Annotated in this window: 15 protein-coding genes; 1 reads left to right on the forward strand and 14 read right to left on the reverse strand. The window is 39.7% G+C overall.

Features of this window, described 5'->3' with window-relative positions; genetic code table 11:
• Window position 1: 1 nt before the first annotated feature.
• The 6 genes from IGI49_RS06390 to IGI49_RS06415 all read right to left on the reverse strand — a co-directional run bounded on the left by IGI49_RS06390 (window position 2) and on the right by IGI49_RS06415 (window position 5,320).
• Entirely contained in the window at window positions 2-1,888 is a 1,887-nt protein-coding gene (locus IGI49_RS06390) for an ABC-F family ATP-binding cassette domain-containing protein (protein WP_429963843.1), read from the reverse strand.
• Window positions 1,889-1,979: 91 nt separating this feature from the next.
• Window positions 1,980-2,567, reverse strand: coding sequence for a MarR family winged helix-turn-helix transcriptional regulator (locus IGI49_RS06395; protein ID WP_429963844.1), 588 nt, complete (start codon window positions 2,565-2,567; stop codon window positions 1,980-1,982).
• 309 nt (window positions 2,568-2,876) lie between these two features.
• Window positions 2,877-3,329, reverse strand: a complete 453-nt coding sequence (locus IGI49_RS06400; protein ID WP_207703242.1) for a hypothetical protein — start codon at window positions 3,327-3,329, stop codon at window positions 2,877-2,879.
• A gap of 59 nt (window positions 3,330-3,388) precedes the next feature.
• The gene (locus IGI49_RS06405; protein WP_429963845.1) at window positions 3,389-3,766 is read right to left on the reverse strand and encodes a thioesterase family protein; all 378 of its coding nucleotides are present in this window, start codon (window positions 3,764-3,766) and stop codon (window positions 3,389-3,391) included.
• Window positions 3,759-4,979, reverse strand: a complete 1,221-nt coding sequence (locus IGI49_RS06410) for a CCA tRNA nucleotidyltransferase (RefSeq protein ID WP_429963846.1) — start codon at window positions 4,977-4,979, stop codon at window positions 3,759-3,761. Before IGI49_RS06410 ends, IGI49_RS06405 begins: the two co-directional genes overlap by 8 nt.
• Window positions 4,976-5,320, reverse strand: a complete 345-nt coding sequence (locus IGI49_RS06415; RefSeq protein WP_207703245.1) for a nucleotide pyrophosphohydrolase — start codon at window positions 5,318-5,320, stop codon at window positions 4,976-4,978. Before IGI49_RS06415 ends, IGI49_RS06410 begins: the two co-directional genes overlap by 4 nt.
• A gap of 113 nt (window positions 5,321-5,433) precedes the next feature.
• Here IGI49_RS06415 and IGI49_RS06420 point away from each other — a divergent pair, with 113 nt between their 5' ends.
• Window positions 5,434-6,321, forward strand: a complete 888-nt coding sequence (locus IGI49_RS06420) for a YitT family protein (protein ID WP_429963847.1) — start codon at window positions 5,434-5,436, stop codon at window positions 6,319-6,321.
• Window positions 6,322-6,367: 46 nt separating this feature from the next.
• Here the strand turns inward: IGI49_RS06420 and IGI49_RS06425 are convergent, their stop codons facing one another.
• From IGI49_RS06425 to IGI49_RS06460, 8 genes are all read right to left on the reverse strand, one after another.
• Complete coding sequence (locus tag IGI49_RS06425) at window positions 6,368-6,928, reverse strand: YpiB family protein (protein ID WP_207703247.1); 561 nt, start codon at window positions 6,926-6,928, stop codon at window positions 6,368-6,370.
• A gap of 11 nt (window positions 6,929-6,939) precedes the next feature.
• Window positions 6,940-8,193 (reverse strand): tetratricopeptide repeat protein, encoded by a 1,254-nt coding sequence (locus IGI49_RS06430; protein ID WP_429963848.1) that lies wholly within the window; start codon window positions 8,191-8,193, stop codon window positions 6,940-6,942.
• Window positions 8,194-9,246 (reverse strand): hypothetical protein, encoded by a 1,053-nt coding sequence (locus IGI49_RS06435; RefSeq protein WP_429963849.1) that lies wholly within the window; start codon window positions 9,244-9,246, stop codon window positions 8,194-8,196. It lies immediately after the preceding gene.
• A 681-nt stretch (window positions 9,247-9,927) separates the two neighbouring features.
• Window positions 9,928-10,203, reverse strand: coding sequence for an HU family DNA-binding protein (locus IGI49_RS06440; protein WP_010759397.1), 276 nt, complete (start codon window positions 10,201-10,203; stop codon window positions 9,928-9,930).
• 231 nt (window positions 10,204-10,434) lie between these two features.
• Window positions 10,435-11,745, reverse strand: coding sequence for a ribosome biogenesis GTPase Der (gene der / locus IGI49_RS06445; protein WP_429963850.1), 1,311 nt, complete (start codon window positions 11,743-11,745; stop codon window positions 10,435-10,437).
• A 284-nt stretch (window positions 11,746-12,029) separates the two neighbouring features.
• Entirely contained in the window at window positions 12,030-13,253 is a 1,224-nt protein-coding gene (gene rpsA / locus IGI49_RS06450; protein ID WP_207704427.1) for a 30S ribosomal protein S1, read from the reverse strand.
• A gap of 137 nt (window positions 13,254-13,390) precedes the next feature.
• Window positions 13,391-14,071, reverse strand: a complete 681-nt coding sequence (gene cmk, locus IGI49_RS06455) for a (d)CMP kinase (protein ID WP_429963851.1) — start codon at window positions 14,069-14,071, stop codon at window positions 13,391-13,393.
• Window positions 14,072-14,131: 60 nt separating this feature from the next.
• Entirely contained in the window at window positions 14,132-14,779 is a 648-nt protein-coding gene (locus IGI49_RS06460) for an SAG1386/EF1546 family surface-associated protein (protein ID WP_207704429.1), read from the reverse strand.
• Window positions 14,780-14,806: the final 27 nt, after the last annotated feature.

The raw sequence follows: 14,806 nt of genomic DNA on the forward strand, positions 1-14,806 counted from the left end.
CTTATTGTCCCTCCATAAGTTCACTTAAATATTCCCAACGGGTCATTTTGTCTTCCAGCTCTTGTTCAGTCTCTGTGATTGCCTGCTGCAGCTCCTGCAGTTTGGTAAAATCATCGCCTTGATGATTCATGTCCTCGGTTAGATTGTCAATATGCTGTTCAAGCTCGGCAATCGTATCTTCTATGGTTTCCCATTCTTTTTTTTTATGATAGGACAATTTCTTTTTCTGGGGTTTCTCTTTTACTGAGGCAGGTGCTTTAGCGGTCTTTTCCGCTTTTTCCCGCCGAGTTTGCTTGTCTAAATAATCAATGATGGAACCAAAATAACTTTCAATACTGGCATTGCCGTTGAAGATCAGCAGCTTTTCGGCTACCTTGTCTAAAAAGTAGCGGTCATGAGAAACGGTAATGACTGCTCCAGGGAAATCCAATAGATAATCTTCCAGCACGGTTAAAGTAGCAATATCTAAATCATTGGTTGGTTCATCCAGCAGTAGAACATTGGGTTGCTGAATCAATAATTTCAGCAAGTACAATCGGCGTTTTTCACCACCGGAAAGTTTGCCGATTACAGTACCATGCATGAACCGTGGGAATAAGAACCGTTCTAGTAATTCGGCTACACCAATTTGACTGCCATCCCGCTGCTTCACCTCTTCGGCAGCTTCCTGCAAGTAAGCAATCATCCGCTGCTCAGGATTCATTTCTTCATTTCGCTGCGTGTAATAAGCTAAACGAACCGTTTCGCCTACTTCTAAAATTCCGCTGTCAATTTCAATTCGGCCGGCTAGAATATTTAACAAAGTAGACTTACCAGCGCCATTTTTCCCAGTGATTCCTAGACGTTCTCGGGCTTGAATTAACAGGTCAAAATGCTCCAGCAGCTGTTTGCCTTCAATTTGATAAGAAGCATCCTTTAGCTCCAGAACTTTTTTTCCTAGCCGAGTAGTGGCGATATTCATTTCCACCTGACCGTCGGTTTTAACTTGGTGCAGGTTTTCCTCTAAATCTTCAAAGCGATGAATCCGGGCCTGCTGCTTGGTGGTTCGAGCTTTGGCACCGGCACGCATCCAGGCTAATTCCTGCTTGTACAGTTGCACTCGTTTGCCTTCCTGCTCTTGTGCAACCCGATCTCTTTCTGCCTTCTCCATTACATAAGCTTCGTAATTTCCCTGGTACTCATAAAGCTTGCCAAAAGAAAGTTCAAAAATCCGATTGACCACGCGATCCAAAAAGTAACGGTCATGGGTCACCATTAAGAGGGAACCTTGATAGTTCTTCAAATAATTTTCCAGCCACAGAATCGCTTCGTAATCCAAATGGTTGGTTGGTTCATCCAGCAGCAGTAAATCGGGAGCATCAATCAATACCTGGGCTAAGCCTACTCGCTTAACTTGTCCACCAGACAATTCTTTAATCTGCTTGTCCAAGGTCGCAATGCCCAGTTTGTTCAAAATGGACTTGGCTTCACTGTCGGCATTCCAAGCATTCTGTTCATTCATGGCTTCTTCAGCTTTTGCAAAACGCTCCTGCAATCCAGCGTCCAATGTATCCTCATTCAGATTCATCAGCGCCTGCTCATAGGCTCGAACGGTTTGCATCAAGGGATTGTCGCCTTGGAAAACCGCATCCAAAACGGTCATCTCAGGAGGAAAATCCTGTTCCTGAGCTAAATAGCTGATCCGATAATCGCTGCTTTTCTCAATAGCTGATACATCGCCATCTCCGCTATCTAAACCAGCTAAAATCGTTAACAAACTGCTTTTTCCGGTTCCATTGACCCCAATCAATCCAATTCGATCCTTTTCATGGATTAAAAATGAGATGCGATCAAATAGAGTTTTATCACCAAAAGTTTTGTACAAATCGGTTACGCGTAATTCTTTCATTCGAATCATCCTCAATTTTTCTCTTTGGCTATTGTAACAAAAAAAGAGCTGCAAAGGAATGCTTCTGATCCCTTTACAGCCGTTCATTTTTTTATTGCCAGAAACCAGTAAAATATTCTGGATGGAAATGATGATGACCTGGGCCTCTTCCTGGGCCGTGTCCATGTCCCGGACCGTACCCGCAATTCGGACCATGATGGTGATGTCCTTCTCCTTCGAAACCGTGACCTCCGCCAAAGGTTTCTGGATCTTCTTCCATTTTGGTATTTAACTCTTCCAATAATTTATCGATTAAACGGGAAAATTCTGCTTTTTCCTCTTCACTGAACTGAGCAAATAATTCTTCGTCTAATGCAGGTTTTTCATCTAGCTTATCAGCCGCTTTCTGACCGGCTTCTGTTAAACGGACAATCATCACTCTGCGATCGTCCTCAGATGCTTCCCGGGTAATCCATTCTTTGTCTTCCAGCTTTTGCAAAAGCTCGCCAACGGATTGAGGACGCATGCCTAGAACAAAGGTTAAATCCTTTTGAGAAATTTCCGGCGTTATCTTCAACAGAGCCAACACCCTGCCTTGTCCCCGATGCGGACCCAATGTTTGATTCTTAGCCATTTGTCTGTGGTGATAGCGCCGTAATTCATGTTGCATCTTCATTAATTGTTCACTTAAGTTTTCCATGGTAATTCTCTCCTTTTTAGTAAGGTACCTTTCTTTATAATCTTATTATACAGGTACCTGATTAATATTGCAAGTCTTCAGGTACCTTTCTTTTTTAAGTTTTTCTTATGTCAGGGATTTTTCTAAAAAAACTCATTTTTCGATAGATTGGAAAAATGAGTTGGATCGTTGTTTGCCTATCATTCTGGTAAATTGCTTGGTTTTATATATTGTGGATTTTTTAGTTTGGAGTTTATTATTTTGTCTGCTGGGAGAAGTAGAACTAACAAAAAAAGCCAAACGGGGGAATTCCGTTTGGCTGCGAGTATTTTAGAAACGATCGCCGTATACGTCGTCGACAGTTTTTTCAGGGTCGATTACGATGTATAGACTTTTTGTTTTTTCTGATTCTTTGGTTGATTGATAGATATTGTCTAAGCCTTCGTTATCTTTGTCCTTGTAAGGGAAGTATACTGAATCTGGGTGACCGCTACGGTAAATGATTTCCATACGTTCGATGTCTTCAAATTTTTTCGCACGATCAAACATTCCCATTTCCAAACCACCTAAGTTGATATCAGCTGTTTGAACATGGTCGCCTTCTTGATAGATTTCAATTTTGAAGCCGGCACACGGATGAATTTCAACAAACTCGCTGCCATTGATGCGGCCAAAACTTGTCGTAATTTGTTTAATCCACAAATCACCAATATATCGACGTTCGATCGTCCAAGTTTCTCCATTGCGGAAGTAAAATTTTAATGCAGTCATTTCTCTAGCCATAGTCATTCTCCTAACAATAATTAGTGTAATTTAATCATATCACACATTATAGCAAACGGTCACATATTGTGATTTTCCTTCATTTTTCTCATGAATTGCTCATTATCGACAATTACCCTCGTGTGAAGGGCTTGGCCGATCATTTTCGCGTTCTCATAGGCTTCAATTTGGAACGTCACTTTTTTGTTGGTGTGCTCAGTAATGACCGCCTGGACGTTAATGGTAGCTCCAACTGGTGATGGGCCTAAATGCTTCAGCTCAACGGAGGAACCTACACTTGTTTCTTGATCAGACAATTGCGTACTTAGCAGTTCCTTGGCACAGTTTTCCATCATAGCTAGTAAAGCTGGGGTTGAAAGGACTGGCAGGTCGCCTGATCCGACCTTTTCAGCTGTGATATTTTCTGTTACATCGTAAGAAAGCATGTGTTTATCCATGGGTTTCCTCCTCCATAAAGGCTTGAGCAAAATTCAGTAAAGCTGTTTGGTCATTCACTAGATTTTTTTCAATGACTTCACGTTCCATAGCACGTAAAACCTTGTTAATCCAGGGGCCTTTAGGATAATCGAATTGTTGAATCAGCTCATCACCTTTAAGAACTAACTCTTGCAGATTATGAATAGCTAAATTTTGGTACATTAAGCGAACTTTTGCTTGATTAGGTTCCTTGCCAAAGTAAAGCAGCAAATGCTCAACCGATACGGCAAGTTCACGACCCAACTGATACAAGTTCCAGTTATCCCATTCTTGGTTAAGACGGAAAGATAAGGCTGGAACCATTAGACTGACATCCTTGATTAATTGATTGGAACATTTCCATTCCTTCATAAAAACTTTGATTTGGTCTTGCTTCAGGCCCAGCATTGCAATCAAAAGTGTCCAAGCTTGTTTTTCTGTAGGGATAGAAGGACCGATTAAATCTGCAAATCGCAGAAGCGCTTCACCATAATTGCTCAAACCAGGACAGTAAACATAGCATTCGGATTCAACAAAAGCTTTTACTCCTGCTTGACGGGAAGAGCCCATCAGTAATTTTACAAATTCGACATTTATCCGTTCTATAGAAATCTTAGCCAGCAATGAATGATATTCACGAATTGCTTCAAAGGTTTCAGGATCCAAGCTAAAACCTAATTGACTAATAAAACGCAAACCTCGCATCATCCGCAAGGCATCCTCGTGGAAGCGTTCATAGGGGTTGCCAACAGCCCGGAGTTTTCTAGACCGCAAATCGCTTAAGCCATCAAATAAATCAATCACTTCGCCGTCAATTCCTACAGCCAAAGCATTAATAGTAAAATCTCTTCGTTTCAAATCTTCTTTTAAAGAGCGGACAAATTCCACATGATCTGGTCGACGAAAATCTTGATAAGTAGACTCCGTTCGAAAAGTCGTCACTTCATAGGTAGTATCTTTTGTGACCACCATAACTGTTCCATGCTGGATTCCTACATCGATTGTTCGGCGAAAAAGCTGCTTAATCTCAGCTGGAAACGCACTAGTGGCAATGTCCACGTCATGAATGGGTTTATTTAGTAAAATATCCCGAACACTGCCCCCGACATAATAAGCTTCAAATCCTGATTCTTGAAGTTCCCGTAAAATCGGCATCGCGCCCTGAAATTCAATTGGTAATGTATCTAATCTCATTCGTTTGCCCCTTTGCCATCTTTACGTTCGAACCTAAAGCGATCCCGCTGATTGAATTTTTCCATATTTTGGTCAAAGATTTTGGTTAGATTAATGTCCATTGAATTAGCCATAATCAACGTAACGAACAAAACATCACCTAACTCTTCGGCAACAGTTTTAGGTTCTTCCTCAATTTTTTTTGGCTTCTCGCCATAATAATGGTTCACTTCTCGCGCCAATTCACCGACTTCTTCAGTTAAACGAGCCATTTGAGCCAAAGGAGAAAAATAACCTGTTTTAAATTGTTGGATGTATGTGTCTACTTCTTTTTGCATCGCTGCTAATGTTTTTTCTTCCATCAAACCACCTCCATTCTATCTTAACAAAAATGGGCTTTGTTTCCTATCAAGTTGTTGTAAGTATTTGTCTTTCATGATATGTTGAATGAGGAGAATTGCTAGAGGAGGGGCTTATGAAAACAACAACTATAACACGTGCAAAGGAAGTTTTTTTCATCGTTTTCGGGACAGCTATTTATGCTTTTGGTTTGGTCTATTTAAACATTGCCAATCATTTAGCTGAAGGCGGCGTTACCGGGATCACCTTGATTATTCGCGCACTTTTTGGCATCGATCCTGCCTACACTACACTGATTATTAATATTCCTCTGATTTTGATAGGTGGACGAATTTTAGGAAAACGGTCATTTTACTATACAATTTTAGGAACGGTCAGCTTATCTGTTTTCTTGTGGATTTGGCAGAGAATCCCTTTCGCCATTAACCTTGATCACGATTTGTTTATTGTTTCGCTGCTTGCGGGATTATTTGCTGGATTTGGAAGTGGACTTGTTTATCGTTATGGTGGCACAACCGGCGGTGCTGATGTTATCGCCCGAATATTAGAACAGAAAAATGGCTTTACAATGGGAAAGTCATTGCTTATTTTTGATGCCATCGTTTTGCTTATGTCCTTAAGTTATCTTGATTTGAAACGAATGATGTATACCTTGATCGTGTCCTTTGTGTTTAGCCGTGTAGTGGATGTTCTGTCTTCCGGAGGATACGCAGCCAAGGGGGTAATGATCATTTCTAATCAAAGCGAAGCGATTGCCGCTTTGTTAATGGAGCATTTAGAGCGTGGTGTTACTTACCTGCATGGAGAAGGCGGATTTTCTTCTGAAATGAAAAAGATCGTCTATATTATTGTTTCTCAGCAAGAACTGAATGAAGTGAAAAAAATTATTCATTCTGTGGATGAACACGCATTTATTTCAATTATCAATGTTCATGATGTAGCTGGAGAAGGTTTTACTTATTTGAAACCGCATCGTCGGAGATTTTTCCTAAAAAAACCTTAAAAAGAATGGCAGGGGCTTATTAATCAGATAGCCTCTGCCATTCTTTTTATTTAGTTACTTCATCTTCGCAAATTGACATCTTTAAACGATTAATCTCATTAGATAATTCCAAAAAGGCCTCTTTTTCACCCTTCTCTAATGCTTGATTGATTTGATTGGTTAATAATCGCAACTTCGCTTCTTTTTCTTCCCGAGCAATGTGCTCTTCAACTTCACGAATGATTTCTTCACTGACAGAATCGTTCCAGGAAGCTTCTGGATTATCTTCAAGCACTGATAAGTATTGGGCGTTTTGCCATGAATCAGGAAAAACACATTCTAAATATAAGGGCTGAGTCCAATGCAAACGAATCTCGTGAAAAATTTGATCGCTATTCGAAAAAGTTTGACCATGAACATGTAAACTCATGGGCTCATCTTCTTGTGTAATATCCCGGATGGTTAATCCACGTTTTGTGTAGTTGGCATTTTCGACAATATGAACATTTTTCAAAATAGTTTCATGATTAATTAAATAGTTCAAAATCCAGATAACTTCCCGTCTACGAAAGGAAATATTGTTGATTAACCAAACGAGGAACTCTCTTTTTTCAGTTACATCAATCATCTAATCACCCCTTATAGTAAATCCTCCAAAAGTGACACAACTTCTAAATCTCCCGGTTCCATTTCTAAGTACACCGTTAACAATTGTTTAGCTTGCTCTACTAAACCTTCTTCTCGTAAAAAGATCCCATATTCCTTTAAAAATTCTGGTTCATGAGAAAGCTGTTCGTAAGCTTGCTGATAATGCTGTTTAGCTTGGGCAAACTCTTCAATTTCGTTATAGGCTTGAGCTAAGTTCCACTCCCCGTAAGGATTGTCTTGCTCGTCCATTCGTTCAATCATTTCAATTGCCTTTTCCGGCTGATCCTCATTTAAGTATAGATTACTTAGTGTCAATAAAGTTTCGTCAGTTTTTTCACCTAATTTTAACGCCTGTTGCAGCATTTCTTCAGCTTTTTGACTATCCTTAAGACGATAAGCGATCTCTGAGGATAAATGCAGCAGCTCGACTTGAAAAGGATTTTCTTTAATCCCTTGTTCCACTATTTCAAAAGCTTCCTCCAACAATTCCTCTTCCTTCATAGAGTCAGCCAAATAATAATAAGCACTTTGATAAGTTGGTTCTAAATCAATTACTTCCTGCAAATAAATCATTGCTCGTTGGTAATCATGCAATTGATAATAAGTAAAACCGATTTGAAATAAGCGATCAGCAGTACGATCCTCTTCCAGTGCTTGTTCTAAAAATGGCAATGCATCTTCAAAGGCACCTAACAGGCTATAAGCTGTTCCCAAGCGTTCGTTGATGGATACGCGAGCAACCTCATTGAGTCCTTGATTTTGCAGTTGACTATATTCATCTACCGCCTCACCTAGCTGATTATTTGAGAAATGCAGCTCTGCCAGGGCAAAAATAATTAATGGTTCTTCTGGTGCCGCATTTCGTGCCTGAAGCAGTTTCGCTTCACTAACCTCTGGAATCCCCAGAACTTGATACAAATCAGCAGTAATTAATAAACTTTCTACATAGTTGTCACTCTTCGGCTGAACCTTTTCCAAATATTCAAAGGCTTGGTCAATTTCATCGTCCTCGATTGCCATTTCTGCTAAGTATAAATAAAAGCTGTCTTCCTCTGGAAATTCAGTGATCAGTTTTTGATAAATTCTTTTGGCTTCTTCTAAAAAGCCTAGTGCTTGAAGTTCTATCGCTAAACTGGCTAATATTTCTGGTTCATCGTGTTTTAAAGCTTGTTCAAGCAGACTATCTGCTTCGGCTAAATTTTCAGCTTCTAGAGCTGTTAACATTTTTTCACTATAACTTGCCATTTAATTCCCTCTAATTTCTTCTATTAATTTTTGATAATGATCAAAGGTATCCACCAGTTCCAGTTGAGTCGGAACCTGATATGTCCCTGCTTTTCCGACAGCTTCCAGTTCGATCAGCAGGTGTTCTTTTGCTAATAAAATTACTTGCTCGCCGTACTCTCCCAACGATATTGGATCAGGAAGATCGACCGGATAGCCTAATTGCCCCAACCATATCACAAAATTTTTAAAATTGAAATGTAAACCTCTTGTACAGACATTCCAACAAAGTTCCATTAACAAGCCAAACATATTCTTCATGCTGTTGGATAGCAAATGTCCATTCTCGACTCGAAAAAAAGCCAACTCAAAAGCTTTACCAAATTGTTTGATCGCTTTACCATCCTTTTGATAATAGCTCAAAATCGATTCAATAAAGGCGGAAAAGGAACGCTGCATTAACAGCTGCCGATTAGGATACGTGCTGTACAACCTTTGTAAAAAAGTATGATCACTAACAATTCCACAACGAACCAAGCTGAGCAAATCCACCATTTTACCATCAGACTGTTGATCCGCCATCGTGTGATCAAAAAGAACATTGTCTGGCGCTTCAGTGATCTCCATGACTGGTTGAATAGTTTCCGCCAAAACAATTTCATGCTGAAAGGTTAAACTTTGAGCAAAAGCTCGAATGGATACTGGTAAGAGCCACAGGTCTGCTTCAAAATTAGAAACATGATGCAGAAAAGCTGTCAGATCCATCACACCTTCGTTGCCTATCCCAATAAATAAGAAATTCTCTTGTTGACTAAAACGTTTGAGAAAAAAGATAAACTCTTCAAAATGATTCATATCATTGCAATAACGTTGGTTTGTGGTGATAAACCAGTCATGTCGGCTGGAAGCTGGGATAAATTGTGCCAGCTTATCTGCGTATAAATCATAATAACGTTGATTCCCGCAAATTACTATTTGATAATTGCTTAAATTCTTTTCCCTCATCATTGAGGCAACGGTTTCTCCGTAAGTTACTTGGGTTTTCAATGATTCTTGCTGATAGCAATAGTCCATATGCTTCATCACCACCTTTTCATTTCGTACTATTATTATAATATAAACACTTCCAGAAAGTAGCATTAAGAATACTTTTTTATCTCTCTTGGCAAATAATCAGCATATTCTACTAAACTTTTTATTCAGAATGACTTATTCATTCGAAAAACGAGAATATTCTCTTTTCAATGAATATAGTGAATAATTCTCGAATAATTTTATTTAATGAGATTATCTGCAATTTATTTTTAAGTTCTCATAGTTGGTTTTAAATAATTTGGTATACTTTTGATGTTACATACTGAAAGGAATTTGTTAAGCATGATATGGTTGAGCAGAATACTCTTTTGGGTCCCCTTCATTTTCTTTTGTGTAGTCATTTTATCTTTTTCAGCCAAAATGACTAAAAAAAAGGCCATTATTACCTTACTTTGTATGCCCGTTCTCTTTTTTACCATCAGGATATTTAATTATCATCACTGGGAGCCCGATGAATGGCTAGTTTACTATTTAATCGGCTTTGTCGTCTCCACCGTGGTACTTTGTCTTGTTTGGTATTATCTCCAAAGAAAAGAATAGTGGAGCTTAACGATGGCCGCCATGTCCTTCTATGTAGGCCTCCGCTTGGTACGACCTTGACTTTACTATATACAAAAAAACCGTTAGAGCCCTGGAGCCCTAACGGTTTTTTAACTGTCATTATTTGACAGCATCTTTTAATGCTTTACCTGGTTTGAACGCAGGTACTTTGCTTGCTGGGATTTCGATTTCTTCTCCAGTTTGTGGGTTACGTCCTTTACGAGCCGCACGTTCACGAACTTCAAAGTTACCAAAACCGATCAATTGAACTTTTTCGCCTTCTGCTAATGCGTCTTGGATTGTTGCAAAGACTGCGTCAACAGCTGCGGTTGCGTCTTTTTTAGTTAAATCAGTAGCAGTTGCAACTTTTTCGATCAATTCCGCTTTGTTTGCCATGAATGAATTCACCTCCTGAGAAATGAGTCTGATGTTTATACATCATTAATCTAACAGCTGAGTGGTCCAGCTATTAGTGTTGAAATATTGATTTGGTCAATATTCTTTTATAACGATAGCATATGAACCTTGTGATAGCAAGGTTTTTAGCAATTTATGACACAAAATTCATTCTTTTATAGTCGAAAAAGAAAAATAATTGTCAGGTCAAAAAAAGTATGGTAAAATGTCCTACTTTCGGCGACGCGGCAAGATTTTGATCGGTGTTCCTTCAAAACCAAATGCTTTACGAACCTGATTTTCTAAAAAACGAGCATAAGAGAAATGCATCAATTCTTCCTCATTAACAAAAACTACAAAAGTTGGTGGCTTAACTGCTACTTGTGTAGCATAGAAAATCTTCAATCGTTTCCCTTTATCCGTTGGTGTTGGGTTAATCGCTACTGCATCCATTATGATGTCATTTAGAACCGCTGATGGAACTCGCAGATTTTGATTCATGCTGACATCTTCAATCATTTCCGGCAACTTATTCAAGCGCTGCTTAGTAGCAGCTGACACAAAGATGATTGGTGCATAATCCAAATAAGCAAATTCTTCGCGAATCTCTTCTTCGAATTTCTTCATGGTGTGAGTATCTTTTTCGACTAGATCCCATTTATTCACCACGATGATGATGCCGCGACCTGCTTCATGGGCATAGCCGGCAATTCGCTTATCCTGCTCACGAATTCCTTCTTCACCATTTAAAATCACTAAAACGACATCTGAACGGTCAATTGCACGCATTGCACGCATAACACTGTATTTCTCAGTATTTTCATATACTTTGCCCCGTTTACGCATACCAGCTGTATCTATCATGGTAAATTCTTGACCGGAGTCTCCAACAAAGTGGGTATCAATCGCATCACGAGTGGTCCCTTCAATATCAGAAACAATTACTCTGTCTTCACCTAAAATAGCGTTAATTAATGACGATTTACCTACATTCGGACGACCAATTAAACTGAATTTGATGCTCTCATCGTCTTCCTCTTCGACATTATCTGGGAAATGCTTCACTGCTTCATCTAAGACATCCCCTAGGCCTAAGCCATGACTTCCCGAAACTGGGAAAGGTTCTCCTAATCCTAGCGAATAGAATTCATAAATTTCACTGCGCATCTCAGGGTTGTCTACTTTGTTGACAGCTAAAATAATTGGCTTTTTACTTCGATATAGAATTTTTGCTACGGATTCATCGGCATCAGTTACACCTTCACGACCACTGGTAATAAAAATGATGACATCCGCTTCATCAATCGCAATTTGCGCTTGATGTTTGATCTGTTCCATAAATGGTTCATCGATCATATCGATCCCACCAGTATCAATGATGGAAAATTCATGACTTAACCATTCACCTTTCGCGTAAATACGGTCACGAGTTACGCCTGGTGTATCTTCAACGATTGAAATCCGCTCTCCAGCGATTCGATTAAAAATCGTTGATTTACCGACATTGGGACGACCAACAATAGCAATAGTTGGATTTGACATGGTTGTACTCCTTATTTATAGTTTATTGTGAAATTTTTTCACTTGAATGCCATTTCGCTTATTTGCGATACTCACTTGTTTAAATGGAAATTCTATCAAATTCACTTTACTCTTGTGCGTATACCTATTCTACTAACTAATTCAACTAATCTAGCGAAGTAGAACTGGCAATTCTCCTTAGTTTAACGAAAGAACTCCCCTCTTGCAAGAGAAGGGAGTTTAAATTTCGATGAATTTAGGTTTTTTTCAAACAAAAAGACGCACAATTTGTACGTCTCTCTTTATTATTCGTTAGAATCTTCATCTGAACTTTCGTTCAAGGCGTCCCCTAAAATATCTCCCATCGTAAATCCGGTGCTTTCTTCCGGCATTTCATAGGAAGTATTTTCTGGTTCTGCTTTTTCTTCTTCTGGTTTTTCTTCCAGTGCCTTAATCGATAAAGCTACTCTATGGTCATCTGGATGAACTTCTAAAACCTTCACTTGTACTGTGTCCCCTTCATGCAATACTTCATGAGGAGTGGCAATATGCTTATGAGAGATTTGAGAAATGTGAACTAACCCTTCGACACCTGGGAATATCTCCACAAATGCACCAAAGCTGGTCAAACGCTTAACAGTACCTTCTAATACTGTACCTGTAGCAGCCTTTTCTTCAATCCCACTCCAAGGTCCAGGTAAGTTAGCTTTGATTGAAAGAGAAATACGTTCTTTATCAGGATCAACTGATAATACTTGTACATCCACTTCTTCACCAACAGAGAGTACATCTGAAGGTTTACCGACATGGCTATGAGAAATTTCGGAAACGTGCACTAACCCATCAATACCACCAAGATCAATAAATGCTCCAAAATCGGTTAAGCGTGCAACTTTACCGGTAATTACGTCACCTTCATGCAAGCCAGCAAGAACTTCTTGTTTCTTCTCAGCTTTTTCTGCTTCTACAACCGCTTTATGTGAAAGGATCAAACGATTCTCAGAAGGTTCAATTTCAATGATTTTGAAAGCCAATGTTTTGTTGACATATTCAGAGAAATCATCCACAAAATGATCATCAATCATTGATGCAGGGACGAATCCGCGTACACCAACGTCCACTACCAAACCACCTTTAACACTGCTGGTGACCGGTGCTTCAATGATTTTTCCGGCTTCATAATCTTTCTCAATATCTTCCCAAACCTTCTTAGCATCCAAACGACGTTTAGAAAGAAGATAGCTGCCGTTCTCTTTGTCTTTTCCAATAGAGGAAATGACAACTAAATCAAGGACATCGCCAACCTTAACTTCTTCACTAATATCCTCGACAGGTAGAGTGGAAAGTTCTTTCGCGGGAACAACCCCTTCAACTCCTGCGCCTTCAATACCGATGATGACTTGCTTATCCTCTAAGGCAAGAACCTCACCTCTGACGATATCACCGACTTTTACTTCTTGGACGCTTTCCATTGCTGCTTCCATGGAAACATTTTCGTTATCCATTTGATTCTGTTCTAATTCTGTCATGACGTTTGTCCTCCTAACCAACAATTCATACGTAAATAGACTACAGTTTCTATTTTAGAATATTACACATAAAAAATAAAGCGATTTCTTCTCTTTTTCGCAAAAAGAGTACAAAAATCGCTTTATTCCATGATTTTTCACGTAATTTCGAAACCTTTTTCCAAAATGACCTCTTGAATCTTCGCAACTACCTGATCAATAGACATTCCAGTAGTATCGATTTTAACTGCATCCTCTGCCTGAACGAGTGGTGAAACAGTGCGATGAGAATCGAGATAATCGCGATGTGCAATCGCTTCTTTCAAGGAATCAAAATCAGTAGTCATTCCTTTAGACAAATTTTCTTTATAGCGGCGTTGCGCCCGTTCCTCGACACTCGCAACCAAGAATATCTTCACTTCTGCATTAGGCAGTACAGTTGTACCAATGTCACGTCCATCCATTACTACTCCACCAGCTGATCCTAATTCCTGTTGAATATGTACCAGTTGTTCACGAACCTTCCCATGAGCAGAGACTTCTGAGACAGCTGAAGTGACATCAGACTGGCGAATTTCTTCAGTTACATTCTGATTATTCACAAACACCAACTGACCACTAGCAGTTTGTTCAAAGGATATCGGATATTTTTTTATCAATTGAACTAGCTCAGCTTCCCGGTCAAAGGGGACATTGTGCTGGATAGCTAAATAAGTAACCGCTCGGTACATTGCGCCCGTATCTACATAAATGAAATGAAAATCTTTTGCTAAATGCTTCGCTACGGTACTCTTGCCTGAAGAGGCTGGGCCATCAATAGCAATAGCGATTTTTTCCACACGCTTCTTCCTTTCCAAAAAATCAGCCGCAATCAGTTGATCACGGCTGAATATTCATCCTTATTGAATGCGCAGTTCTTCACCAGGATTAATTGCTGGATAGAAGGTATCACCAGTAATTGTGATGCCGTTTAATTCTGCAAGTGTTTCAACTGGTACACCTGTTCGGTTAGCAATTTGCTGCAAACCTTCACCTGCTTGCACCGTTGCAGTTGAGCCACTAGGTGTTTGTGGTTGTTGTTGCGGTTGTTGGTTTTGTTGTTGTTGAGCCTGTTGCTGTTGCTGCGCTTGTTGCTGTTGTTGTTGCTGTGCTTCTTGAGCAGCTTGTTGTTCTTGCTGACGTCGTTGCGCCTCTTGAGCAGCTTGTTGCTGCTGGGCAGCTGTATCTTCTGAGCTCTCTGAAGTGCTCGAAGATTCTTTAGTACTTGACTCAGTTGACTCTACAGTTGATGAAGAAGACACTTGTGTCGTACTTTCAGGAGAGGCCGCTGGTTTTCCAGTATCACGAGTGATCCAGAAATAGGCACCTGCTGGAATTGAAATCAACAATAATAGCAAAATAACTAGAATTGTTAAGAAGCGAGTGTTCCCGCCTTTATTTTGTTGCTGACGAGACTGACGTGATGCGTACTCTTCCTCTTCTGTTTCATAAATATGCTGATCCCAAGGCTCGTTATTTGTTTCTCTGTTGCGATCTCTTCTACTCACTTTATCTTACCTCCTAATTGCTGTCGC

This window comes from Enterococcus sp. AZ071 (assembly GCF_050499065.1).
Taxonomy (GTDB): domain Bacteria; phylum Bacillota; class Bacilli; order Lactobacillales; family Enterococcaceae; genus Enterococcus_A; species Enterococcus_A ferrettii.

What these genes read in the sequence shown, in the direction of transcription:
- rpsA (WP_207704427.1), bottom strand. Translation starts at nt 13,253, where the DNA reads ATGACAGAATTAGAACAGAATCAAATGGATAACGAAAATGTTTCCATG.
- IGI49_RS06440 (WP_010759397.1), bottom strand. Translation starts at nt 10,203, where the DNA reads ATGGCAAACAAAGCGGAATTGATCGAAAAAGTTGCAACTGCTACTGAT.
- IGI49_RS06425 (WP_207703247.1), bottom strand. Translation starts at nt 6,928, where the DNA reads ATGATTGATGTAACTGAAAAAAGAGAGTTCCTCGTTTGGTTAATCAAC.
- IGI49_RS06410 (WP_429963846.1), bottom strand. Translation starts at nt 4,979, where the DNA reads ATGAGATTAGATACATTACCAATTGAATTTCAGGGCGCGATGCCGATT.
- der (WP_429963850.1), bottom strand. Translation starts at nt 11,745, where the DNA reads ATGTCAAATCCAACTATTGCTATTGTTGGTCGTCCCAATGTCGGTAAA.
- IGI49_RS06400 (WP_207703242.1), bottom strand. Translation starts at nt 3,329, where the DNA reads ATGGCTAGAGAAATGACTGCATTAAAATTTTACTTCCGCAATGGAGAA.
- IGI49_RS06415 (WP_207703245.1), bottom strand. Translation starts at nt 5,320, where the DNA reads ATGGAAGAAAAAACATTAGCAGCGATGCAAAAAGAAGTAGACACATAC.
- IGI49_RS06420 (WP_429963847.1), top strand. Translation starts at nt 5,434, where the DNA reads ATGAAAACAACAACTATAACACGTGCAAAGGAAGTTTTTTTCATCGTT.
- IGI49_RS06395 (WP_429963844.1), bottom strand. Translation starts at nt 2,567, where the DNA reads ATGGAAAACTTAAGTGAACAATTAATGAAGATGCAACATGAATTACGG.
- IGI49_RS06405 (WP_429963845.1), bottom strand. Translation starts at nt 3,766, where the DNA reads ATGGATAAACACATGCTTTCTTACGATGTAACAGAAAATATCACAGCT.
- IGI49_RS06435 (WP_429963849.1), bottom strand. Translation starts at nt 9,246, where the DNA reads ATGGACTATTGCTATCAGCAAGAATCATTGAAAACCCAAGTAACTTAC.
- IGI49_RS06390 (WP_429963843.1), bottom strand. Translation starts at nt 1,888, where the DNA reads ATGAAAGAATTACGCGTAACCGATTTGTACAAAACTTTTGGTGATAAA.
- IGI49_RS06430 (WP_429963848.1), bottom strand. Translation starts at nt 8,193, where the DNA reads ATGGCAAGTTATAGTGAAAAAATGTTAACAGCTCTAGAAGCTGAAAAT.